The following is a 23,036-nucleotide window of genomic DNA, read 5'->3' as shown; positions in this document are numbered from 1 at the left end:
CCAAGCAAGGGAAAAGTTGCAATGCCGAATAGCGCTTGCCACGCGCTGGTCCCTGAGTAGCGCGGCTCGAAGAGCGGTCGCCGTGCTATCATCCGAAAGTTTCCCGACTCCCGGCAGGCTGTTGGAGGTGTGGCAGAGTGGTCGATTGCACCGGTCTTGAAAACCGGCAACGGGCAACCGTTCGTGAGTTCGAATCTCACCGCCTCCGCCAGTAAAAACAACTACTTGTGGCAGTCCTGGGCGGTGCATAGCAAGTATGGAAAAGCCCTGCAACTGACCACGTGCCGGGTTGAAATCAGCGACCCCGTCATCGCCGAGAACGATGCAGAGCGGTAAACGACTCGGTAAGCACGCCAAAGCCCCATCCTGAGAAGGAATGGGGCTTTTGTTTACCGCTAGTTTCCTGCCCGCCTGCTGTTAAGAATCGCTGCCTTTGGCCCTCGTCCTGTTTTCATCGCGTCCTCTCGGCGTTGAATGAGAGGCGCTACATGCGATTATTGACCACATGCTTTCGCGTGCTGATGCCGGTCTTGCTGGATGCGGATACGGCTCATTTCCTTGACGTGCTGAGATGCCTTTCCTGGCATCGACCGGCGCTCAAGAACGCCTATGTCGCATTTCCCAGCCTTCGCCGCCCCGAGAATCGGGGCCGGCGGGAAAGGCGAGTGTCTAAGCTTCAGCTTCAGCAACTTCATGCGGGGCTGATATCGCGGGGCAAGTCGAGGACGTCCCGCCACCGGCGCGCGCCAAGTGCTAAGCTCGGCTTTTCCTTGCAGGAGACGGACATCGATGGAGACACGCCAACTGGGCCGCGACGGCCCGCGAGTTTCGACCCTCGGCCTGGGCTGCATGGGGATGAGCGACTTCTATTCCGGGCGCGACGATGAAGAATCGATCGCGACCATACAGCACGCTCTGGATCTCGGCATCAACTTTCTCGACACATCCGACATCTACGGGCCACACACCAACGAGCAACTCGTCGGTCGGGCGATCCGAGGCCGGCGCAGCGAAGTATTCATCGCCACCAAATTCGGCATTCTGCGCGACCCCGACGACCCGTCGGTGCGCGGTTTCGACAGCCGCCCCGAATACATCCGCGGCGCCATTGAAGGGAGCCTTCGTCGCCTTGGTGTCGAGACGATAGACCTCTACTACCAGCATCGGGTCGATCCCAAGGTGCCGATCGAGGAAACCGTCGGCGCGCTGGCCGACTTGGTCCGCGCCGGCAAGGTGCGCTACATCGGGCTCTCCGAGGCGTCGGCGGAGACACTGGAACGTGCCTACCGGGAGCACCCGGTAACCGCACTGCAGAGCGAGTATTCGCTGTGGACGCGTGACCCGGAGACCGGCGTTCTCGACACGTGCCGCAGGCTGGGCGTCGGCTTCGTGTCTTACAGCCCGCTTGGCCGGGGCTTTCTGACCGGCGCGATCGCGCGACCGGAGGATTTCGCGGCCGACGACTACCGCCGGTCGAGCCCGCGCTTTCAGGGCGAAAACTTCGCCAGAAACCTCGCCCTCGTCGCCAAGGTCAAAGCATTGGCCAGCGAGATCGGCTGTACACCAGCACAGCTCGCGCTTGCCTGGCTCCTCACCCAAGGGGAAGACATCGTGGCGATCCCCGGCACCAAGCGGCGCAAGTACCTCGACGAGAATGCCGGCGCGCTCGCCGTCCACCTTTCGCCAGCGCAACTAGGCGCGCTGGACGCCGAGTTCCCGCTCGACGCGGCGGCCGGGGAGCGCTACCCGGCGAACATGATGGGAGCGCTCAACCGCTGACCCGCGCGGCATGCTGACTGGCGTGCCGTGTTCGCCGCCTCACACCAGGCGGTGGCGGGCCGTCTGGCGGGAACGCCACTGGCCAAGACGTTCCAGGTAGAGATACACCACTGGCGTCAGGTAGAGAGTCAGGAACTGCGAAAGGACCAATCCGCCGACGACGGCCAGGCCGAGCGGGCGGCGCACCTCGGCGCCGGCGCCGATTCCGAGTGCGATCGGCAAGGTTCCGGCCAGCGCCGCCATGGTGGTCATCATGATCGGTCGAAAACGGATCAGGCAAGCTTCGGAGATCGCCTGCCGCGCCGGCATCCCGGAGCGGCGCTGCCGGTCGAGGGCGAAGTCAATGATCATGATGGCATTCTTCTTGACGATGCCGATCAGCATGATGACGCCGACGAAGGCGTAGAGGCTCAGATCGACCTTGAACAACCACAGCGTCAGCAGCGCTCCGAGACCGGCGGCAGGCAAACCCGAAAGGATCGTCAGGGGGTGAACGAAACTCTCGTAGAGGATGCCGAGCACCAGATAAACGACCAGAACGGCGATCAAGAGCAGGATTCCCAGACCTTGCAGCGACGACTGGAAAGCCTGCGCGGTTCCCTGCAGGCTCGTGTTCAGCGACACCGGCAAGCTCAGCTCGCTCTCCAGCGCCTGGATGCGGTCGACCGCCTCGCCGAGCGAGACGCCCGGCAAAAGGTTGAACGAAATGGTGACGGACGGCAATTGCCCCTGGTGGTTGACGGTCAACGCCTGCGTCTTGCGGCTGATCGAAGCCACTGTCTCGAGCGGCACCAGCTTGCCGCCGGTAGCGCGAACGTAGAGGCGCGAAAGCATCGCCGGATCGGCCTGGTAATCGGGCGCGACTTCGAGAATCACCTGATATTGGTTGGTCGCGCCGTAGATCGTCGATATCTGGCGCGCGCTGAAAGCACTCTGCAGGGCATCCTCGACCTGGGCGAAGCTCAGGCCGAGGGAGGACAGCTTGTCGCGGTCGATATCGAGCGCGACCACCGGGCTGAGGTTGTTGAGATTGCTGGTGACATCGACAAACCCCGGCAACTGCCGAATCCGGCCGAGCAGGGTGTGCGTCCACTGGTAGAGCTCATCGAGGTCGGTGTCCTGCAGCGTATATTGATATTGCGCCGCCGTGATCTGCCCGCCGATGCGGATGACTGGCGGGTTCTGCAGGTAAACCTTGATTCCGGGCACCGCCGCCAGTTTCGGTCGCAGTTCCTGGATGATTTCGTCGGGCGTCAGCTCGCGTTCTTCGCGCGGTTTGAGGAGCATGAAAATCGTTCCGGTATTCGATGTCGGCCGGATTCCCCCGGCTCCGACCGACGACATGAACGAACGAATGTTCGGGTCTTTGGCGACGATCTCGGCCAGTGCCCGCTGGTGTTCGACCATCGAGGCAAACGAAGCGTCCTGCGCGCCCTCGGTGAAAGCTATGAGACGGCCGCTGTCGCCGCTCGGAATGAAGTCCTTCGGCACCACGGCGAACATGACGACGGTCAGCGCCAGGCTGGCCGCCAGGCTGGCCAGGATGAGCTTCGGCCGGCTCATCGCCCAGCCCAGGCTGCGCTCGTAAGCCCTTAGCAAGGCGGCGAAAAAGCTCTCGAAAGCCTTGAACAGGCGCCCATGTCCGGCCAACTCGACGGGTTTGAGATAACGGCTGCAAAGCATCGGCGTCAGCGTCAGGGAGACGAAGCCGGAAACCAGGATGGCAACGCAAATGGTTACGGCGAACTCGTGCAGCAGGCGTCCGACGATTCCGCCCATGAACAACACCGGGATGAACACGGCCACCAGCGAGAGGGTCATCGAGATGATCGTGAAGCCGATTTCCCGTGCGCCCTTGATCGCGGCTTCGAAAGGTGGCTCGCCCGCCTCGAGGTGTCTGACGATGTTCTCCAGCATGACGATCGCATCGTCGACGACGAAGCCGACAGCCAGCGTCAGGGCGAGCAGCGAGAGATTGTCCAGGCTGTAGCCGAGAAGCTGCATGGCGGCGAAGGTGCCGATCACGGAAATCGGCAGTGCGAGGCTGGGGATCAGGGTCGCCGAAAGGTTGCGCAGGAAGAGCAGAATCACCACGAGGACGAGGAAGCTGGCCAGCACGAGCGTGAACTGAACGTCGTCTATCGAGTCGCGGATCGACAGGCTGCGATCGTAGAGAATGTTCATGTCGATCGCCGCCGGCAGTTTTGCCTTGAAGCCCGGCAGGATTTTGCGTATTGCATCGACCGTCTCGATCGTGTTGGCACCCGGCTGGCGCTGAATGGCGAGGACGATCGCTCGTTTGTCGACGTTCCAGCTGGCGATCTTGTTATTCTCGACGCTGTCGATCGGCGTCGCCACGTCTTGCAGCCGAACTGGCGCACCATTGCGCCAGGCGACGATCAGCGGTCGATAGGCGGCGGCGTCGGAAAGCTGACCGTTGTCCTTGATGGCGAAGGTCTGCCGACTGCCGTCGAACATCCCCACGGGTTGATTGACATTGGCCTGAGCGACGGCCTGCTGCAGTTCGTCGATCCCCATTCCGCGGGCCGCCAGCTGGTCGGGATTGGCGCGGATGCGTACAGCGTACTTCTGCGCGCCGAAAACCTGCACCTGCGCGACCCCCGGTATGGTCGACAGCCGTTGCGCGAGTTGCGTCTGGGCGTACTCATCGACGATCGGCAAAGGCAGGGTGGCCGACGACAAGGCGACGTAGAAAATGGGCGAGTCGGCCGGATTGACTTTCCGGAACGAGGGAGGAGAAGGCAGGTTCGGTGGCAGTTTGCGCAGCGCCGCGGAGATCGCCGACTGGACGTCCTGCGCCGCGGCGTCGATATTGCGGTCGAGGGTGAACTGCAGAGTGATCGAGGTCGATCCCTGGGCGCTGGTCGAGGTCATCGAATCGAGGCCGGCGATCGTCGAAAACTGACTCTCGAGTGGAGTCGCCACCGCCGCGGCCATCGTTTCCGGCGACGCGCCCGGCAGGTTGGCGGTGACCGAAATGGTCGGAAAATCGACGCTCGGCAATTCGGATACGGGCAGCGCGCGATAGGCAATGACGCCGAAAATGACCAGCGCCGCGATCAGCAGCGTCGTCATGACCGGACGGCGAATGCAGAGTTCGGCAAGCTGCACTCGCGACCCCTATTTCCCCTGTTCGGCGAGTGGCACGCCCGTAGCGCCTTCCTTCGCCTGGACCGTGGCACCGGGCGAGAGGCGAAGGTGACCATCGGTGACGACGTTCTCTCCGGCTTGAACGCCCCGCGTGACGGCCGTCAGGCCCCCGCTGCTGGTGACCACTTCGACCTTGCGCACCTCGACCGTCCGCTGCGCATTGACGACAAAGACCAACGGTCCGTCGGGGCCCTGCTGTACGGCTTCGTTCGGCACGACGACCGCGGCGCGCAGAGTGTCCAGCGTCAGGCCGACGTTGAGGAACTGTCCCGGGGTCAGCGCCTCGTTCCGATTGTCAAGCACGGCCTTCAGCTGGATGGTGCCGGTGGCCACGTCGACGGCGTTGTCGATGAAACGCGCTTCCCCCTCGAATTGCCGAGTCCGGTCACCCGGCAGTCCGACGCTGACCTTCAGACAGCCACGACAGCCGGAGTCTTCCTGTGCCATCGCGGCGCGCAGGCGGGGCAGGTGCTTTTCGGGAACGGAAAAGCTGACGTAAAGCGGGCGCACACGGTTGATCACGGCGAGGACCGTGTCGTTGGCCTTCACCGCGGCGCCGGGAGAGACCAGTCGGGCGCCGACGACGCCGGCAAACGGCGCGCGCAGGCTGGTGTAGGAAAGTTGCGACCGCGCCAGATCGAGTGCGGCCCGATCGGCGCGTAGCGCGGCGCCGACCACCGCCTCGCTGGTGCGCATCTCATTGACCTTCTCTTCGGACACGAAACCGCGATCACGCAGAGCCATGTAACGCGTCGTGTCGGCCCGCGCTTTGCCGAGTTGTGCTTCGTCGCGCGCCACATTGGCTTCCGCTTGCCGGAGGCGCAGTGTGAAATCGACCTTATCGAGCCGTATCAGCTCGTCGCCCTGCCTGACGTGCTGCCCCTCGGTAAAGACCACCGCGGCCACCTGTCCGTCAACCCGCGACTTGAGGCTGACGCTCTCATAAGCCTCGCCACGGCCGATGACTTCCAGTATTACTGGCATGTTCTCGACCACCGCTCGCGAGAGCCGTACGGGGACGGGCGGCGGCTCCTTGCCGGGTGCCGTTTCCGCTGGCCGGTGGGTGAGGTACCAATAGGACGCGCCTAATCCAAGCGCCGTCAGCACGGCGACGACGGTCCGTCCTATCTTCCTCACCTGCTGTCGCCGGCGATCGTCATTCGCCCGTCGCGATCCGCGCCAGAGCCTGTTCGATCGCGCTCGCGTCGAGCGGTCGAACGAGGCGCGCCATCTCTTTGCCCTGGCGGAGAAAAAGTAGTGTCGGCCAGAGCTTGACCTGGTAGGAGCGCCCCAGGCGGCGACCCGGACCATCTTCTACCTTGAAGTGAACGACCTGCGGATGCCTGGCCAGTGCCTCGTCGATCAGCGGCCGGGCGGCCCGGCAATGGCCGCACCATGAGGCGCCGAACTCGATCACTGTCGCTTCCTGGCAGGCATCGAGCGTGGCGCGCGACAGTTCATGTGCGGGATAAATGGCTGGCGCTGGCATCGTCTCTCCAGGAAGGCGGTAAGCGTGTCCGACGGGAAAAGAAAGCATGGGCAAGCATACCGCAGCTTGAGAATAAATTTCGGGCTCCGTCCCGCGGGAGGATAGGGTTCGGCGCCGCGAACGTCAGGCATTTTCCAACTCGCCGCCCGGCCGAACAGCCGTCGCGAGGCCACTTATTGGCCAGCATCTCCAACGACCGCGCCAGCGCCGGTAGGCGGCGCCGACCCTTGCTCGTCGGGTGCCGGATCGCGGCGGGGAAATCTGCTAGCATGAAGCCCACTTTTTGGCAGACGAAAAACCGACGGAACTTCATACGCTCATGCTAGAAAGTTCGGCGAGCCCAGGATGATCCACCCGCGCGACGCGCTGCAACTCTCTCTGCGTGCCATCACCGCGCACCGGTTGCGCAGCTTCCTGACGCTGCTCGGCATCGCCGTCGGCATCGCCGCGGTGATCCTCCTGACCTCGATCGGCGAGGGCATCCACCGTTTCGTATTGGCCGAGTTCACGCAGTTCGGTACCAACGTCATCAGTGTCGCGCCGGGAAAGACCAGGACTTCCGGCCATTCGCCGACGGGCATTCCGACCTCGGTACGGCCTCTGACGCTCGACGACGCACGCGCCCTCGAACACCTGCCGCACATCACCGGCATGACTGCCACCGTGTGGGGCAACTCCGAAATCAACGCCAACGGTCGCCTGCGACGCACCACCATCAACGGCGTCAGCGCCCAGATGCTCAAGGTGTTCAGCATCAAGGTGCGCAGCGGTCAGTTCCTGCCGGCCGAAGACGCGGAACACGCGCGTGCCTTCCTCGTACTTGGCGCCAAGCTCAAGGAAGAACTGTTTGGCGCCGAAAACCCGCTCGGCGCCCGCGTTCGGGTTGGCACACTGCAGTTTCGCGTCATTGGTGTCCTCGAAGCGAAAGGGCAGTTTCTTGGCATCGATCTCGACGACGCCGCCTACATCCCGACCGGGCGCGCCCTCGAACTCTATAACCGCGACGGGGTGATGAAAATCGACCTGTCCTACGAGGAAGGCGTTCCCGCCGCGGCGGTCAGCGCCCGCGTCATCGCGACGCTCAAGGCTCGCCACGGCCGCGAAGATTTCACGATCACGACGCAGGAAGACATGTTGCGCACGTTGTCGAACATTCTCGACGTGTTGACCATGGCCGTCGGTGCGCTTGGCAGCATTTCACTGCTCGTCGGTGGCGTCGGCATCGTCACGATCATGACCATCGCCGTTACCGAACGGACCGGAGAAATCGGCTTGCTGGTCGCACTCGGCGCACCGCGCCGGACGATCCTCGGACTCTTTCTTGGCGAGGCGATCGCCCTTTCCGCGCTCGGTGGTCTGCTCGGTTTGCTGCTCGGGATGGGGTTGGCGCAGTCGATTCACCTCCTGGTGCCGGCGCTGCCGGTGCACACCCCGCTCAGTTTCGTTGTCCTGGCCGAAGGGATCGCCATTCTGATTGGCCTGCTGGCCGGTGTTTTGCCGGCCCGGCGCGCCGCGCGGCTCGACGCCGTCGAGGCCCTGCGCGCTGAGTGAGGGATGGCTTGGCGTTACCCGTTCGCTTCGGGCGGGCAAGACCCGGCCTGCTGTGCCGGCTGTCGGGAAATTTTACACCCGCCTTGCCGCGAGTTGCCCGACGCGAAACTAAAGATCTTTAAATCCGATTGTTGGTGAGCATAGCTCGATTCTTGCTTGGCTGAATCCCGGTCTCGCATCAGGCCCCGACCGGCGGTAGCGCAATTCCTCATTGGCCGCCCAAATGCCGGCGCTTACCCAAATCAGGAGGAAACACGAGATGAAAAAACTGCTACTCACGTCGGCGCTGCTTGTCTCGGTCCTGGCACCGGTTTCGGCAAACGCCGCCCTGCAGTCGCTCTCCAGCCTTTTCGTTTTTGGCGATAGCCTTTCGGATGGCGGCAACAGCGGGCTGGTCAGTCAGGCGGCAACGGGAGGCGGTGTCACCTTTCCGCCGCCGCCCTACTATAACGGTCAGTACTCGAACGGTCCGGTTGCCGTCGAGTACCTCTGGAACAGCTACAACCCCGGCGATACGAGCTTCCGGCCGTCACTGGCCGGTGGCACAAACTATGCGATCGGCGGTGCGACGACCGGGGCGTCAAGTTACAACGGGGTCAACGACAGCGTTCCGGATCCTCTGAAGCCCGCCTATTCGGCGAAGAGCAACGCCTGGCAACTGGGCGAATTCGCCGCCGCGAAACCGGTCTTCGATCCGGCGACATCGCTTTTCGTGGTCTGGCTGTTCCCCAACGACGTCTTCTACAGTGCCAAGACCGGCGCGCTTCCGGGGACCGTCCCGGGGTCTCCGGGTGGCGGCAACGTCGTCAGCAACGGCATCGCCAACATCCTGACCACCATCGGAACACTCGCCGCGGCCGGCGCGCAGCATTTCCTGGTGCCCAACATGCCCGATCTCGGAACAGTGCCTGGCTTTGCCGGTAAACCCGAGGCCCCCGGTCTGACTTTCCTGACCGGCCAGTTCAATACCAACCTCAAGCTGCAGCTCGATCTGCTGGACGCCGCTTTGGCGTCGGCCGAAATCGTTCAGTTCGATACCGAAGCGCTGTTCAAGAGGGTGACCGGCAACCGGACGGCCTATGGCCTCGAAGTCACCGACAAGGCGTGCGTGGACTATCTGCTGAGTGGCGAGTGCAACCCCGGCAACTGGAATAAGTGGTTGTTCTGGGATGGTGTTCACCCGACGACCGCGGGTCACCAAATCCTGGCAAGCCAGTTCCGGGCGGCCGTGCCGGAGCCCGCGACGCTTTTCCTGCTCGCCTTCGGCATTTTCGGCCTGGCCGCTTCGGCTCGTCGCCAGTCGATGTAAAATCGGCCGCAACCGTCGTCCCGGCCCCGCTGCGGCGGGGCTTTTCGTTTCACCCGAGGAGGAGCGCGCGTGTTTGCGGTGTATGGCTTGAGCGGCCCGATCTATCACGGGACGTTCGAAGGGCTGGACCAGGTCGCCGGCGTCCATCGCGGCACCGCCGTTCGGCCGATCGCCGAGCAAGAGCCGGCGCCGCTGTTCAGCGCTCCCGCCGCCCAGGCGGTCAGTGCCTATCGGGCGATGCTGCGCGGCGACCCCGACCGGGGTCCGCTCTACCATGCTTACCAGATCATGCAGCGGCAAATCGTTTCGCTGACCAGCACCGATGCCGTCGAGCACGCTTGGCGGGTCTTGCTCGAACGACGCATTCATCAGGCACCGGTCCTCGATCCAGGCTATCGCCTGGTCGGCATCGTCAGCGAGCGCGACCTGCTGACCGTGCTCAACGTGGAAGAAGGACGCGTGCGCGACGTGCTGGCGAGGCAGGTGAGCGACGTCATGACGACCCCGGTGGTGAGCGCCGATCCGATCACCGACATCCGTCGCATCGCGTGGGTGATGCTCGAATACCAAGTAGACGGCGTGCCGATTGTCAACGACGCGCAGTTGCTGGTAGGTTTCGTGTCACGTAGCGACATCCTGCGGGCGATCATCACCGACCCGCCGCTCAGCCTCTGGCGCTAAGCCGGCCGCCGGAATGCCGTACCCACCCTCTCCGATCGATCTTTCTCCGAGGCTACCCGATGAACGATGCGCCCATCCGGATCTATCACAACAATCGCTGCTCCAAGAGTCGTGCTGCTTGTCAGCTGTTCGCCGAGCGGGGCGTCGATGTCGAACTCGTCGAGTATCTGAAAACGCCTCCGACGCTTGAAGAATTGCGTCAACTGCTGCGCAAGCTGGGCATGCCACCCGCCGCAATCGTGCGCCGCGGCGAAGCCATCTTCAAGGAACGCTACGCCGGACGTTCGTTGACCGACGACGAGTGGCTGGAAGCGCTCGCGACACACCCCATCCTGATCGAGCGCCCCATCGTCGTGCGCGGCGACCGGGCCGTTCTCGGGCGGCCTCCCGAGCGGGCGCTGGATCTTCTGTAACAGCGCGGCGCTCGTCTTACTTGATCGGGCTGGGCTTGCTTGTCCACACGTCGCGCAGCGTCACCGTCCGGTTGAACACGGGCGCCCCTTCCTCCGATTCGACACGGTCGGCGACGAAGTACCCGTGGCGCTCGAACTGGAAGCACTCTTCGGGTTTGGCAAGCTTCAGCGCCGGCTCGACCCAGGCGCCGACGACTCGCCTGCTGTCCGGGTTGAGGTCGTCGAGGAAATCACGCTCGACATCCTCGGCGTCGCCTTCGCGCCGGGCGCCGGGCGAAGGGACGGCGAACAGGCGGTCGTAGAGGCGGACCTCGGCCGCATAGGCGTCGGCCACCGCCACCCAGTGCAGGTTGCCCTTGACTTTGTAGCGATCGGCGCCGGACGTTCCGCTCTTCGAATCAGGCAGATAGTCGCAATGGACGGCGTTGACCTCACCGCTTTCGTCGACCTCGAAACCGGTGCACTTGACGACATAGCCGTAGCGTAGCCGTGCCATGCTGCCAGGGTAGAGCCGGTGGTAGCCCTTGCTCGGCTCAACCATGAAATCCTCGCGCTCGATCCACAGTTCGCGACCGAAGGGCATGGCCCGCTTGCCGAGTTCCGGTTTTAGCGGATGGTTGGGCGCGAAACACGCTTCGCTCGTGCCGACGGGATAGTTGTCGATGATCAGACGCAGCGGATCGAGCACGGCAACGCGGCGTTCGGCGGACTCGTTGAGCACTTCGCGCATCGTGTCTTCGAGCAGCGAATACTCGATCAGCGAATCCGAACGCGAAACCCCGACGCGTTCGGCAAACAGCCGAAAGCCGGCTGCTGGATAGCCGCGCCGGCGCGCGCCAACGAGCGTCGGCAGGCGCGGGTCGTCCCAGCCGGAAACATGCCCTTCGTCGACGAGTTGAATCAGCTTGCGCTTGGAAAGAACGATGTACGTCAGGTTGAGGCGTGAAAACTCGATCTGTTGCGGCAGCGGGCGTTGCAACAGGCCGCCCTCGGCCAGGCGCTCGAGCAGCCAGTCGTAGAACGGACGCTGATCGGCGAACTCGAGCGTGCAGATCGAGTGCGTGATGTTTTCGAGCGCGTCCTCGATCGGGTGCGCATAGGTATACATCGGGTAGACGCACCAGCGATCACCCGTGTTGTGGTGGCTGGCGTGACGGATACGATAGATCACCGGGTCGCGCAAGTTGATGTTGGCTGAAGCCATGTCGATCTTGGCGCGCAGGACGTGCGCGCCGTCGGGGAACTCGCCGCCCCGCATGCGCCCGAAAAGATCCAGGTTTTCCTCTACGCTGCGTTGGCGGTAGACCGACTCCTTGCCTGCCTCGGTGAGCGTACCGCGGCTGGCGCGTATTTCCTCGGCGCTCTGGCTCTCGACGTAAGCGTGACCGCTGGTGATCAGATACTCGGCGAACTGCGCCATCCAGTCGAAATAGTTGGAAGCGAAATAGAGATGGCACTCGCCTGCCGGCTGGTTTTCGGAAGGTTCTTCCTGCCAGGAAAATCCGAGCCAGCGCACGGCGTCGATGATCGAATCGACATATTCCTGCTCCTCTTTCTCCGGGTTCGTGTCGTCGAAACGCAGATGGCAGCGGCCGCCGTAATCCTGCGCCAGTCCGAAGTTGAGGCAGATCGATTTGGCGTGACCGAAGTGCAGGTAGCCGTTCGGCTCCGGCGGGAAACGGGTGCGAATCCGGGCCGGGTCGAGTGCCCCGGCCAGTTGCTGGTCAGCCGGTCCAGGAGCGCCCGACCAGCGGCGGGCCGCGTGCTTTCCGGCGGCGAGATCGCTTTCGATGATGTTGCGGATGAAGTTGGTACTGGCCAGTACGGCGGAGTTCACCGCACGGTCGGAGGGCTCGTGGCTCACAGCGCTGTCCTTGATTCGCGAAGCCTCGCATTTTAACGGTCAGCGCGACAAAGCGGCCAGGATTGCCGCTCTGCCAAGCTTCTCCATCGACCTTTGAGCGAGCACACCGCGACAGGTTCGACGGCTCGGCTTCGGAGTTCGATGATCTGGCCGATCCTGAAGCGAACCTAGGGATCGGCGGACACTTCCCTATCGTCCGCCGCAACGGCCAGCGCCTGCGCCCTCGCCTCGAAGGCGGCCACCATGCTGCTGGCCATCGGCAGAATCAACAGTTGAACGACCGGCATCAGCCACAAGGAGCGCGTTTCGCAGTTCAAGGCGAAATCGACGTGGCAGCGCCGATCACCGAGTGAGGCGAACTGCCAGCGGATGTCGAAACGGCAGAACGATCGGTCAGCGGAGACGACGGTTATGCCATGCGGACGGTCGAGTTCGGTGCGCGTACGGAAGCGATGGGTTAGCAGACCCAGGGCCAGACTCTGCTCGGTTTCATAAGCGTCGGCGTAGCGTTTGACGATCCGTGCTTCGCGGATCAGGGGCAGGAATTCCGGATAGCGCTCGACATCGGCGACGATGTCGAAGATGACATGCGACGACTGCGCCAGCGCGCGGCTCTCGCGGTGGGTGGCCATGGGCTAATTCCTCCCTGCTCTAGTGTCTACGGGGGGTGCCGTATAGTGCTGTTCCTCGTCCTTGGGGGCTGGCGTGACGCCGCTCGCGACGACCCGCATCATGGTAGCCGCCCAAGACGATCACGCGTCGCTCGCCCGCAGTGCTACCGGCGAACCGACGGCGAGCGCCAGGACGGACGCCGCGCTGCCGCGATTGACTGCAATTTCGGCCAGCCCGACGCTGTTCGCGTACCAGAATGGCAGGCCGGGCGGCACGTCGGCGAACACCCGCGCCGGCGCGATGTGGGCGCCGCCTGCGGTCAGCGTGGTGTTCCTCGGAAGGTCGGCCGCCCGCAGGCCGGTCATGGCATTGCCGTAATGATCGATGTAGAGGACTTGCGCCAGATCATCCGCCGGCAGCACATGCTGCAGACCGTCGCATTCCTCGAGCGCCGCGGTCGGCCAGTCGCCGGCAGCGATCCGGGCGGCGACCGGGGCAAACAAGTCGCGGCCATGGAACGAGGCCGACAAGCCGTCTGGCCGCCAGATGATGCGCCAGACGCGACGCGTCTGCGCCCGCGCTGCGACGACGGACAGAAGGCCGTTGTCCGGTCCGACGTAGCATTTGTCGTCAGCTTCCAAGACGACCGCTGGGCGATCCCCACCAACTCCCGGGTCGACCACGGCGAGAAATACGGTGCCGGCATCGAAGCTCCGCGTCAGCGCCGCCAGCAAGTGGGCGCCGGCCTGCGGATCGAAGTTCGGCACTCGATGCAGCAGATCGACGATCGGAAGATCGCGCCGTCCGTGCCGCAGCAAGGCCGCTTTCATCTGGCCGACATAGGGGTCGTCGTGGCCGAAATCGGTGTAGAGAACAATCATCGCGCGTCGGTGGTCGTGTGTTCCTGGGATACCTGCGGCCAACCATTTCGCCCGGCCTTCGCTGCCCAGACGATTCCCCATTGCATGGGCCGTCGCGGGCCGCTGATCCATCGGTGGAACTGATAACATAGCGCCGCATTATGCACCAGGAAAAACGACTCGAAAGGCCGCTACCATGTTTACCAAAAGGAAGCCGCTGGCCGCACTGTTGGGCGCCGTTCTGGTCTTTGCCGCTACCGGACAGCCGCTGGCCGCACCAGCCTCGGCGAGCGAGAACGACCCGCCGGCCGACACCGAAGCGCTGGCCACGCCTGACGGAAGCTCAACCGATGAGGCGGCCGAAGACACTCCCAACTGGCAGGAAGGCACCCTCACCGGCGACTGGGGTGGTGCCCGCAAACAACTCTACGACGCGGGACTTCAGGCCGACCTCGTCTATACCGCCGATTACCTGCGCAACAACCGCGGCGGTATCACGCACGGCGGTGCGTACATGGGCCATGTCGATTTGATCTTGCAGGTCAACGGCGACAAGCTCTTCGGCTGGCGGGGTGGCTCCGCCTATCTGCACGTGATCAGCAACGGCGGCGGCCGGGTCAATCTGAACTATGTCGGCAGCCTGATGGGCGTCGACAACATCGAGGCACCGGTCAACCGCAGCGGCATCTTCAAGGCTTGGTTGCAACAACTGCTTTTCGACGACAAAGCCTCGCTTCGGGTCGGCCTGTACCCGATAGACAGCGAGTTCTACGTCACCGATTCGTCGGGCGTCTTCCTGCATCCGTCGTTCGGGATGGCCGCCGAGACGGCCAACTTCGGTAGTCTGGCCGGCCCATCGATCTACCCGACGAGTTCGTACGCCGCACGTCTGCGTATCGATCCCGACCCCGCCTGGTACGCCATGCTGGCTATTTCGCGCGGCCTTCCCTCCGACCGGGTGGCGACCGCCGGCCCGAACATCAGTTGGCCAAAGGGCGTCGGCAGCATGCTCATTGGCGAAATCGGATTCAGCCCGCTCAAGGCCGGATTGCTGCAAGATCAGCCCGCGTCTCAGGAGAAAAGCGACTTCGAGCCGATCAGCAAGCTGGCCATCGGTATGTGGCGCTACGCGCCGCGCTTCCCACAACTCGTGGCTGTCGACGCGCTTGGCGAGCCTTTGCTGGCGACGCATTGGGGGGGCTATCTCCTACTCGAGCAGACCGTGTTCCGGGTGCCGGATTCCAACCGCGACCTGACCGCGTTCTTCCGTTACGGTTTCACAGACGGAAAGACCAATGCGATCGACTACTCGGTAAGTGGCGGCCTCAGCCTGCGCGGCCCTTTTGCCGGGCGCGAGAAGGACATCTTCGGTATCGCGGCGACGCGTGCCCATGTCGGTCCGCAAGGGCGATCGCAGCTGGCCGACGAGTTGGGCGAGCCGCTGTCCTCGGCCGCCGAAACGGCCGTCGAAATGACCTACCGGGCGCAAATCACTCCGGGTGTGACGCTGCAACCAGTCATTCAGCGCGTCGTCAACCCGGGCCTCGGTTTGCCGAACGCCACGCTGGCCGGGGTTCGCCTGCAACTGGCGCTCTGAGACCGACCAGCCCTCGCCTAAACGAGCGACACGGGCTCTTCCGCGAGCTCCGATACGAGACGCGACAGCGCCGTCATTAGTTCTTCGTCGTTGCGTGTGTCCTGCCAGCGGCTGCCATCCCAGCGGTAGTGAAACCCCCCCGAGCGGGCAGCGACCCAGATCTCCTGGGCGGCGTCGTGCCGATTGACGATGATCTTGCCTCGACCTGCCCAGTCGATTTCGAGCACGCTGTCGTTAAGCCTTTCGAAATCCAGATCGGCCAGATCGGCGCCGCGACGTTCCAGTGCGGCTTCGATCCGGGTCAACGTGGCCTCGGCGCGTTCGTCGAATTCGCTATCAGTCATCCTGTGCTAACATATTTTGTTTTGGCCTTCCCGAACCATGTGGCATTCCCTTGTCCTGCCCTTGCTGGCCATTTTCGCGCTCGGCGCTTGCGGCCACAAAGGGCAACTGACGCTGCCGCCAAAACTGCCGACACCGGCAAGTGCCGCCAGCACGCCCTCTGCCGAGGCGACAGCAAAAACTCCCGGCGCGACCACGGTCAAGGATTCTAGCACGGCGGGCGAGGCGGCCCGATGAGTGCCTTTGTCCGCCGGAACGGCGTCCTGCACGCGGAATCCGTCTCGTTGCTCGATCTGGCCCGGCGCTTCGGCACGCCGTGCTGGGTTTATTCGCGCCTGGCGCTGGAAAGCGCGCTCGACGAATTCCAGCGCGAACTTGCCGGTTTCGACGCGCTCGTCTGCTACGCCGTCAAGGCCAACGCGAACCTCGCCGTGCTCGATGTCTTTGCCCGTCGTGGCGCTGGCTTCGACATCGTTTCCGGCGGCGAGTTGCAGCGTGTTCTGGCGGCCGGCGCGGACCCTCGGCGAATCGTCTTCTCGGGCGTCGGCAAGACCGCTGCCGAAATGGAACTGGCGCTGGCGACCGGCATTCTGTGCTTCAACGTCGAATCGGCACCCGAAGTCGATCGCCTCGACGCCGTCGCCGGCCGTCTCGGCAAGATCGCTCCGATCAGCTTGCGCGTCAATCCCGACGTCGATCCGAAAACTCACCCCTACATCTCGACTGGCCTCAAGCAGAACAAGTTCGGTGTCGCCTACGACGACGCTCTGGCCCTGTACCGGCACGCCGCCAGCCTGCCGCATCTCGAGGTGAGCGGCATCGACTGCCACATCGGTTCGCAGTTGCTCGATCCAGCGCCCTTCGCCGAGGCGCTCGACAAGATCCTGGCGCTGGTCGACCAACTCGCCAGTGAGGGAATCACGTTGCGCCATATCGACCTCGGCGGCGGGCTTGGCATTCGTTATCGCGACGAAGACGTTCCGACCGTCCAGGCCTACCTGCAGCCGCTTTTACGGAAGCTCGAAGGCCGGCGGCTGCGAGTGCTGCTCGAACCGGGCCGTCGACTGGTCGGCAATGCCGGTCTGCTGCTGACCCGGGTCGAATACCTGAAGCCGGGCGAAGTCAAGAGTTTCGCCATCGTCGACGCGGCCATGAACGACCTCGCGCGTCCGGCTTTGTACGGTTCCTGGCACGACATCGTCCCGGTGGTCGCCGGCCCGGGGGAGGTCATTCCCTGGGAAGTCGTCGGGCCGGTCTGCGAGTCGGGTGATTTCCTCGGTCACGGCCGCGAACTGGCGTTGGCGGCGGGCGATCTGTTGGCGGTGATGTCGGCCGGAGCCTACGCCATGGCGATGAGTTCGAATTACAACAGCCGGCCGCGCGCGGCTGAAATAATGGTCGATGGCGCCCAGGCACACCTCGTTCGCCGCCGCGAGACGGCTGAGGAACTCTACGCGCTGGAACGACGCCTTCCCTGACCTCGCGCCGCAGCCAGGCGGGCCACCCCGCCTGGCAATCGCGTTTTTTGGCGGCAGAAAACCTGTCTCAGCCGACAAGCAGCAAGCTTTCGTCCCACTTCGGGTGCTTTTCGAAACCCAGAAGCCCAGCGATCGTCGCCGCGATGTTGGACAAGCCCGCGGTTTCCGTTTGCGCCAGGCTTAGCCGGCCTCCGGTGACGTTGTCGTAGAGGATCAGCGGGACCGGATTCAGCGTGTGGGCGGTCTTCGCCTTGTAGGAGCCATCGGCGTTCCTGGCCGGTTGCTTGGTTTTCTTGTCGATTTCGTACATCTCGTCGGCGTTTCCGTGGTCGGCGGTGATCAGCGCCACGCCGCCGAGCGCGTCGACTACTGGCAGGATGCGCGCAAGTTGCAGGTCCACTGCCTCGATGGCCATGGTCGCGGCTCGGAAGTGGCCGGTATGCCCGACCATGTCGCCGTTGGCGAAGTTGCAGCGCAGGGTCCGGTACTGACCACTCCGCAAAGCGTCGATCATGGCGTCGGCGATCTCGGCGGCTTTCATCCACGGACGCTGTTCGAAGGGAACGATGTCGCTCGGCACTTCCTGATAGGTCTCGCCGTCGAACTTGTTGGAGCGGTTACCGTTCCAGAAATAGGTCACGTGTCCGAACTTCTGGGTTTCGGAACAGGCAAATTGCGTAATCCCGGCTTTGGCAAACCATTCGCCCATCGTGTCGAGAATGGCCGGCGGGTCGACCAGGAAGCGCTTGGGAAGCTTGAGGTCGCCGTCGTACTGCAACATGCCGGCGTAGGTCACGCGCGGTACGCGGCGCCGGGCAAACTTGTCGAAACCCGCCTCTTCGAAAGCGCGCGTGATTTCGATCGCGCGATCGCCGCGGAAGTTGAAGAACACCACCGAGTCGCCATCCTCGACCGTCCCGATCGCCTGACCGTCGCGGGTAATCACGAAGGGCGGCAAATCCTGGTCTATCGTTCCCGGGAAGCTCGCGCGCAGCGCTTCTATGGCGGCGGCGGCACTCCCGTACGGCGCGCCTTCGCCCAACACGTGCGTCTGCCAGCCTTGGGCGACCATATCCCAGTTCGCCTCGTAGCGATCCATGGTGATCTTCATGCGGCCGCCGCCCGAGGCGATTTGCGCATCGAAGCCGTCGCGGCTCACTTCGCTGAGAAAATCCTCGAACGGCAATACGTAGTCGAGCGCGCTGGTTTCGGGGACATCGCGGCCGTCGAGCAGGATGTGTACCCGTACCGCCCTGACGCCTTCTTCCCTGGCGCGGACGATCATGGCCCGCAGGTGGTCCACGTGACTGTGCACATTCCCGTCCGAGAACAGGCCGATGAAGTGGATGACGCCGCGCCCCGCCTTGGCGCCGGCGACGATTTGCTGCCAGGCAGCGCCTTGCCAGATCGAGCCGCTGGCGATGGCGTCGGCGACCAGCGCGGCGCCCTGGCTATAGACCTGACCGGCGCCGATGGCATTGTGGCCGACTTCTGAGTTGCCCATGTCATCATCGGAAGGCATCCCGACGGCCACTCCGTGGGCGCGCAAACGGATGTTCGGGTAGTTGGCGAAGAGTCGATCGAGTGTAGGTTTGCGGGCGGCGGCGATGGCGCTGCCGACATCGGACGTGGCGATGCCGTAGCCGTCCATGATGATCGTGACGATGGGGCCTTGAATTCCAGGGAAAGAGGCAGATTTCTGCAACATGATGGATTCCTGCGGAAGTGGAGGGGTAGGAACGCAGGCTCCTGCAGGATTGGAAGCAGGAGCGTCCAGCCCAGTATACCGTAAGCCGTGGGGTCGGTTACCGAGTGCCGTGCCGCCGGTTGGCAGCCCGGTGACTCCAAGGCCAGGGAGGTAAACCTGGCGGTATCAGCCTTCCTGCAGGCAGCCGCTGCTCGTCAGGCCGACTGGCGTGGTCGAGGTGCTTTGCTGGCGCGAGCGCGAGCGCCGCCGTTTCACCTTCGAGCGGAGCGCTGGCCGTCGCGCGTGGCTGTGGTGCCGTCGTCTGCGGTGTCGACGATGGGCGACCAGCAAGGCGATCTTGCCGACGAGCAGGAAAAAAATTACCACCCAGACCAGCGGATGCTGAGCAATTTCCTTGACCGACTCGATGAGGCTACGCACCGGATTGAAGCCGCCGAGCGAAGGATCGGGCTGAGCGCTGGGTGTCGTCTGTGTCACCACTGGCCGTGTCGGCGGATATTCCGGAGACGCGGCGATGGTCAGCGCCGTATCGCCATGCCCCACGGTCACCGTGCCGGCTTCAGACACGAAATGAAACCCGTCGACGCCGGCCACGGTAAAGACTACCCGTCCATCGCGGTCAACCCGCGCGTCAAGTGCTTCGACCAGGGCCTCGGTTACCGATTCCTGAAGTGCGTTCAGCGCCAGCAGAAGATCCTCGCCAGGTCCGCGAACCTCTCCCGCCGTGGGCGGCACCACGCGTGGCGATGAGGCGGCGGACGCGAGCTCCTGCGGTCGGATGTCGACCGCGGCGCGTGAGAGGCCGCTCAGCGATTCGCTTCCGTCGACCCCCAGCAGGGCTGAGTTCTCTTTGTTGCCCAAGCGCGCGGGTCCGGACAGCGAAGCAACGGGTTCGCCACCACCGCGTGTCAATGTGTCCGACGACGGACTTCGCTGGTCGACGTTGGCCGCGTTCAGCGGATGTGGACTTCCGACCGCGGCGCTCGGCAGCGTCACGTTTCCTGGTGCGTGATCCTCATTGAGCAAAGGATGTGCGGCGACCGTACCGGCGAACAAGGCAGCCAGAATCAAGCCTGGAAGACGACACCTGCCGTGCAGCCGTGGAAGCATTTCAGGACTCCGAAATCACCGGCAGCGTAAAAGCAAGAATCGCACCCGCCGTAAACAGTTTATTTTACATCAATGCGTTGACGCGGGCCGAACAGCGCCTTCTTGGGCAGGTGTAAAATTTGTCGACAAGCTCAATGAAGGTCAGCGGAAATGCGCGTTCGCCTGGCAGCAAGCACCTCGGTAGAGATGACGGTAACCGGCCTGTCGTGCGCCGCCGCCAACTTGGCACGCGCGAGGACGAGGGCGACAGCTGTGCCCAGGCGGTCGGCAAGCGGCTGGGGAGTGTCATGGACGCCGGGAGTGAGCTTGCCCGGCACGACGGTTCGCCGGTTGGGCTCCGACCAGGCGGCCAAATGAAAGAGCAAACCGGCGGCCGCGTGGCCTGGCATTGCCTTCCGGCCGACGAAGCCGCCGCTCGACTGCAGGCCAGCTTTGAGCAGGGCCTCGCCGAGAGCGAAGTGCTTACTCGCCGTGCCATACACGGTGAGAACCGAATTTCGCCGAAGCCAGGCAAGGGGCCACTGCAGCGCTTTGCGCTTCAGTTCGTCCAGCCGCTGATTCTGGTATTGCTGGCGGCCGGCGCCGTCACCGCCTTTCTCGGCGAATGGATCGATTCCGGAGTTATCTTCGGTGTCACGCTGATCAACGCGATCATCGGCTTCATACAGGAGGGACGCGCCGAGAACGCCCTGGCCGCGCTGGTCCATTCGGTCAGCAGCGAGGTCACGGTGCTGCGCGGTGGCTGCAAGCAGCGCCTCCCGTCGGCCGCTCTGGTGCCTGGCGATGTCGTGCTGCTGGCTGCCGGTGACAAGGTTCCGGCCGACCTGCGCCTCTTCCGCGCCAAGGACTTGCAGGCTATCGAATCGGCGTTGACCGGAGAGTCGACGGCCGTCGCCAAGCACGGCGACGCGCTACCCGCCGACACGCTGCTCGCCGAGCGCGGCAACATGGCCTATGCGGGAACGGTGATGATCAGCGGGCTGGGGGCGGGGGTCGTAGTCGATACCGGCGATCGCACGGAAACCGGCCGCATTTCGCGCCTGATCGCCGAAGCGCCCGATCTGTCGACCCCGTTGACCCGCAAGATGGCCGCTTTCAGCAATTGGCTATTGATCGCCATCGGTCTGCTGGCAGCACTCACCTTCGCGGTCGGCATGTTGCGCGGCGAATCGGCGTTTGCCATGTTCATGGCGGCGGTCGCGCTGGCTGTTGGTGCGATTCCCGAAGGGCTGCCGGCGGCGATGACCATCACCTTGGCTATCGGCGTGTCGCGCATGGCAAAGCGGCGGGCGATCATCCGCAAGCTGCCGGCCGTCGAGACACTCGGCAGCACGACCGTCATTTGCTCGGACAAGACCGGCACGCTGACCGAAAACCAGATGACGGTGCGCGAGATTCACGCCGGCGGCGTCCGCGCGACGGTCAGCGGCAGCGGCTACTCGCCAAGCGGCCGCGTGGGCGACGGCGAAAGCATCGCCGTCGCCTTGCGCGAGTGCTTGCTGGCTGGCGCGTTGTGTAACGACGCCGGACTGAACCGGGTCAACCGGCACTGGGAGGTCGTTGGCGACCCGACCGAGGGAGCGCTGCTGGTAGTCGCCCGCAAGGCCGGGCTCGACGAACGAACGCTGCAGAAGATCTTTCCGCGCCTGGACGAGATCCCGTTCGATTCGACGCGCCAGTATATGGCGACACGGCACGAGATCGAGGGTCAGCGAATCGCCTACTACAAGGGGGCTCTCGAGCAACTTCTGCCGCGCTCGACGAGCATGCTCGACGCGAACGGCCAGGCGATACCACTGCGTCGCTCGGAGATCGAAGGCGCCGCCCGTGGCATGGCGGCGCAAGGTTTGCGTGTGCTTGCGATGGCGCGCCTTGCCGGGGGAACGACAGCGGCCCTCGACGCGGCCAGCGCCGACGCCGGCCTGCAATTCATCGGTCTGGTCGGCATGATCGATCCGCCACGTCCGAAGGCGGTGGCCGCCGTCAGAACCTGCCACGGCGCGGGAATCGCCGTGAAGATGATCACCGGCGATCATGCCGTCACGGCGCTCTCGATCGCTCGGCAACTGGGTATTGCCAGGGCGGCCGACACCGCGTTGACCGGCCGCGAACTGGCACTGCTCGATGAGGAAGCGCTGCGCGGCGTGGTGCGCACGGTAAACGTCTTCGCGCGCGTCGAACCCGAACAGAAGCTTCGCCTGGTACGCGCGCTACAAGCCAACGGCGAGGTGGTGGCCATGACCGGCGACGGTGTCAATGACGCGCCGGCCCTCAAGCAGGCTCACATCGGTATTGCCATGGGCCTGGCCGGTACCGAAGTCGCCAAGGAGGCCGCCGACATGGTGCTTACCGACGACGACTTCGCCAGCATCGAGGCGGCCGTCGAGGAAGGGCGCGGCGTCTTCGACAACCTGGTCAAGTTCATCACCTGGACGCTGCCGACCAACTTCGGCGAGGGCCTGGTCATCGTCGCCGCGATTGTCGCCGACGCCACGCTGCCGATCACTCCGCTGCAGATTCTCTGGATCAACATGACGACGGCGGTCTTTCTCGGCCTCATGCTGGCCTTCGAACCGATCGACCACGGCGTCATGCGTCGTCCGCCTCGTCCTCCGGACACGCCGATTCTCGACGCGGCCCTGGTCTGGCGAATCGTGCTGGTCAGCGTGTTGCTCCTCGCCGGCTCGTTCGGGCTCTTTCTGCGCGAACTGGCGCAGGGAGAGCCTCTCGCCGAGGCGCGTACCGTGGCTCTCAACGTCTTTGTCGTCGTGCAGGCGATGTACCTGTTCAATTGCCGCTCGCTGACTCGTTCGGCCTTGGCCGTGGGCCTGTTCTCCAACGCCGCGGTCTGGTATGGCGTGCTGATCATGGCCCTGCTGCAGGCATTGCTGACCTATACGCCGCTCCTCAACCGCTTGTTTTCCACGGCACCGATCGGCTGGCACCAGTGGTGCGAGATTTTTGCCGTCGGCGCGCTCGCCTATCTCGTCGTGGGTATCGAAAAGCGATTTCGGGCGCGTCGCTGAGACTGCCGGATCGTCTTCGACCGGGCGACCGCGCCCGCTGAAAACA

At 64.0% G+C, this 23,036-nt stretch carries 18 protein-coding genes and 1 tRNA gene; 10 read left to right on the top strand and 9 right to left on the bottom strand.

The annotated features are described in order from the left end of the window. The first annotated feature begins 123 nt into the window (after window positions 1-123). Window positions 124-211, top strand: a tRNA-Ser gene (locus tag Q1M07_RS10010). A 578-nt stretch (window positions 212-789) separates the two neighbouring features. Next, the gene (locus tag Q1M07_RS10005) at window positions 790-1,779 is read left to right on the top strand and encodes an aldo/keto reductase (RefSeq protein ID WP_300453518.1); all 990 of its coding nucleotides are present in this window, start codon (window positions 790-792) and stop codon (window positions 1,777-1,779) included. Between the two features lie 39 nt (window positions 1,780-1,818). Here Q1M07_RS10005 and Q1M07_RS10000 read toward each other — a convergent pair whose 3' ends face one another. From Q1M07_RS10000 to Q1M07_RS09990, 3 genes are read right to left on the bottom strand one after another with little or no spacing between them, the layout of a single operon-like run. Continuing rightward, complete coding sequence (locus Q1M07_RS10000) at window positions 1,819-4,911, bottom strand: efflux RND transporter permease subunit (RefSeq protein WP_300453516.1); 3,093 nt, start codon at window positions 4,909-4,911, stop codon at window positions 1,819-1,821. Window positions 4,912-4,920: 9 nt separating this feature from the next. Then, complete coding sequence (locus tag Q1M07_RS09995; protein WP_300453634.1) at window positions 4,921-6,057, bottom strand: efflux RND transporter periplasmic adaptor subunit; 1,137 nt, start codon at window positions 6,055-6,057, stop codon at window positions 4,921-4,923. Window positions 6,058-6,106: 49 nt separating this feature from the next. Then, window positions 6,107-6,439, bottom strand: a complete 333-nt coding sequence (locus Q1M07_RS09990) for a thioredoxin family protein (RefSeq protein WP_300453514.1) — start codon at window positions 6,437-6,439, stop codon at window positions 6,107-6,109. A 348-nt stretch (window positions 6,440-6,787) separates the two neighbouring features. Between Q1M07_RS09990 and Q1M07_RS09985 the strand changes: the two genes are divergently transcribed. The 4 genes from Q1M07_RS09985 (at window position 6,788) to arsC (ending at window position 10,393) form a co-directional block, all read left to right on the top strand. Then, complete coding sequence (locus Q1M07_RS09985) at window positions 6,788-7,990, top strand: ABC transporter permease (RefSeq protein ID WP_300453632.1); 1,203 nt, start codon at window positions 6,788-6,790, stop codon at window positions 7,988-7,990. A 259-nt stretch (window positions 7,991-8,249) separates the two neighbouring features. Next, entirely contained in the window at window positions 8,250-9,299 is a 1,050-nt protein-coding gene (locus Q1M07_RS09980; RefSeq protein ID WP_300453512.1) for an SGNH/GDSL hydrolase family protein, read from the top strand. A 69-nt stretch (window positions 9,300-9,368) separates the two neighbouring features. Next, the gene (locus Q1M07_RS09975; RefSeq protein ID WP_300453510.1) at window positions 9,369-9,980 is read left to right on the top strand and encodes a CBS domain-containing protein; all 612 of its coding nucleotides are present in this window, start codon (window positions 9,369-9,371) and stop codon (window positions 9,978-9,980) included. Between the two features lie 59 nt (window positions 9,981-10,039). Next, entirely contained in the window at window positions 10,040-10,393 is a 354-nt protein-coding gene (gene arsC / locus Q1M07_RS09970) for an arsenate reductase (glutaredoxin) (protein WP_300453508.1), read from the top strand. Window positions 10,394-10,409: 16 nt separating this feature from the next. Here the strand turns inward: arsC and Q1M07_RS09965 are convergent, their stop codons facing one another. The 3 genes from Q1M07_RS09965 to Q1M07_RS09955 all read right to left on the bottom strand — a co-directional run bounded on the left by Q1M07_RS09965 (window position 10,410) and on the right by Q1M07_RS09955 (window position 13,750). Next, window positions 10,410-12,257: a glutamine--tRNA ligase/YqeY domain fusion protein gene (locus tag Q1M07_RS09965; protein ID WP_300453506.1), complete on the bottom strand. Its 1,848-nt coding sequence runs from the start codon at window positions 12,255-12,257 to the stop codon at window positions 10,410-10,412. A gap of 167 nt (window positions 12,258-12,424) precedes the next feature. Next, window positions 12,425-12,889 carry a type II toxin-antitoxin system RatA family toxin gene (locus Q1M07_RS09960; protein WP_300453504.1) on the bottom strand — a complete coding sequence of 155 codons (465 nt, stop codon included), beginning with the start codon at window positions 12,887-12,889 and terminating at the stop codon, window positions 12,425-12,427. A gap of 120 nt (window positions 12,890-13,009) precedes the next feature. After that, the gene (locus tag Q1M07_RS09955) at window positions 13,010-13,750 is read right to left on the bottom strand and encodes an SAM-dependent chlorinase/fluorinase (protein ID WP_300453501.1); all 741 of its coding nucleotides are present in this window, start codon (window positions 13,748-13,750) and stop codon (window positions 13,010-13,012) included. Between the two features lie 175 nt (window positions 13,751-13,925). On the opposite strand from Q1M07_RS09955, the gene Q1M07_RS09950 reads away from it, so the two are divergent. Continuing rightward, on the top strand, window positions 13,926-15,326 hold the full coding sequence (locus Q1M07_RS09950) for a carbohydrate porin (protein ID WP_300453499.1): 1,401 nt from the start codon (window positions 13,926-13,928) through the stop codon (window positions 15,324-15,326). 17 nt (window positions 15,327-15,343) lie between these two features. Here the strand turns inward: Q1M07_RS09950 and cyaY are convergent, their stop codons facing one another. Continuing rightward, entirely contained in the window at window positions 15,344-15,670 is a 327-nt protein-coding gene (gene cyaY / locus Q1M07_RS09945) for an iron donor protein CyaY (protein WP_300453497.1), read from the bottom strand. A gap of 37 nt (window positions 15,671-15,707) precedes the next feature. Here cyaY and Q1M07_RS09940 point away from each other — a divergent pair, with 37 nt between their 5' ends. Further along, window positions 15,708-15,905 (top strand): hypothetical protein, encoded by a 198-nt coding sequence (locus Q1M07_RS09940; RefSeq protein ID WP_300453495.1) that lies wholly within the window; start codon window positions 15,708-15,710, stop codon window positions 15,903-15,905. Further along, window positions 15,902-17,146, top strand: a complete 1,245-nt coding sequence (lysA, locus tag Q1M07_RS09935) for a diaminopimelate decarboxylase (protein WP_300453492.1) — start codon at window positions 15,902-15,904, stop codon at window positions 17,144-17,146. The genes Q1M07_RS09940 and lysA overlap by 4 nt, the downstream gene beginning before the upstream one ends. Window positions 17,147-17,213: 67 nt before the next feature. Here lysA and gpmI read toward each other — a convergent pair whose 3' ends face one another. Next, complete coding sequence (gene gpmI / locus Q1M07_RS09930) at window positions 17,214-18,854, bottom strand: 2,3-bisphosphoglycerate-independent phosphoglycerate mutase (protein ID WP_300453490.1); 1,641 nt, start codon at window positions 18,852-18,854, stop codon at window positions 17,214-17,216. Window positions 18,855-19,019: 165 nt separating this feature from the next. Further along, on the bottom strand, window positions 19,020-19,964 hold the full coding sequence (locus Q1M07_RS09925; protein WP_300453489.1) for a hypothetical protein: 945 nt from the start codon (window positions 19,962-19,964) through the stop codon (window positions 19,020-19,022). A gap of 353 nt (window positions 19,965-20,317) precedes the next feature. On the opposite strand from Q1M07_RS09925, the gene Q1M07_RS09920 reads away from it, so the two are divergent. After that, window positions 20,318-22,990 (top strand): cation-transporting P-type ATPase, encoded by a 2,673-nt coding sequence (locus Q1M07_RS09920; RefSeq protein ID WP_300453487.1) that lies wholly within the window; start codon window positions 20,318-20,320, stop codon window positions 22,988-22,990. The last annotated feature ends 46 nt before the right edge of the window (window positions 22,991-23,036 follow it).

The organism is Accumulibacter sp., assembly GCF_029255285.1.
Classification (GTDB): Bacteria; Pseudomonadota; Gammaproteobacteria; order Burkholderiales; family Rhodocyclaceae; genus Accumulibacter.
This window is presented reverse-complemented; position numbering and strand designations above follow the sequence as displayed.

Bases quoted from the DNA above. Each gene is read 5' to 3' on its own strand.
- Q1M07_RS09990 (WP_300453514.1), bottom strand. From the start codon at position 6,439: ATGCCAGCGCCAGCCATTTATCCCGCACATGAACTGTCGCGCGCCACG.
- gpmI (WP_300453490.1), bottom strand. From the start codon at position 18,854: ATGTTGCAGAAATCTGCCTCTTTCCCTGGAATTCAAGGCCCCATCGTC.
- cyaY (WP_300453497.1), bottom strand. From the start codon at position 15,670: ATGACTGATAGCGAATTCGACGAACGCGCCGAGGCCACGTTGACCCGG.
- Q1M07_RS09920 (WP_300453487.1), top strand. From the start codon at position 20,318: ATGAAAGAGCAAACCGGCGGCCGCGTGGCCTGGCATTGCCTTCCGGCC.
- arsC (WP_300453508.1), top strand. From the start codon at position 10,040: ATGAACGATGCGCCCATCCGGATCTATCACAACAATCGCTGCTCCAAG.
- Q1M07_RS09940 (WP_300453495.1), top strand. From the start codon at position 15,708: ATGTGGCATTCCCTTGTCCTGCCCTTGCTGGCCATTTTCGCGCTCGGC.
- Q1M07_RS09960 (WP_300453504.1), bottom strand. From the start codon at position 12,889: ATGGCCACCCACCGCGAGAGCCGCGCGCTGGCGCAGTCGTCGCATGTC.
- Q1M07_RS09955 (WP_300453501.1), bottom strand. From the start codon at position 13,750: ATGATTGTTCTCTACACCGATTTCGGCCACGACGACCCCTATGTCGGC.
- lysA (WP_300453492.1), top strand. From the start codon at position 15,902: ATGAGTGCCTTTGTCCGCCGGAACGGCGTCCTGCACGCGGAATCCGTC.
- Q1M07_RS09950 (WP_300453499.1), top strand. From the start codon at position 13,926: ATGTTTACCAAAAGGAAGCCGCTGGCCGCACTGTTGGGCGCCGTTCTG.
- Q1M07_RS10005 (WP_300453518.1), top strand. From the start codon at position 790: ATGGAGACACGCCAACTGGGCCGCGACGGCCCGCGAGTTTCGACCCTC.
- Q1M07_RS09980 (WP_300453512.1), top strand. From the start codon at position 8,250: ATGAAAAAACTGCTACTCACGTCGGCGCTGCTTGTCTCGGTCCTGGCA.
- Q1M07_RS09925 (WP_300453489.1), bottom strand. From the start codon at position 19,964: ATGCTTCCACGGCTGCACGGCAGGTGTCGTCTTCCAGGCTTGATTCTG.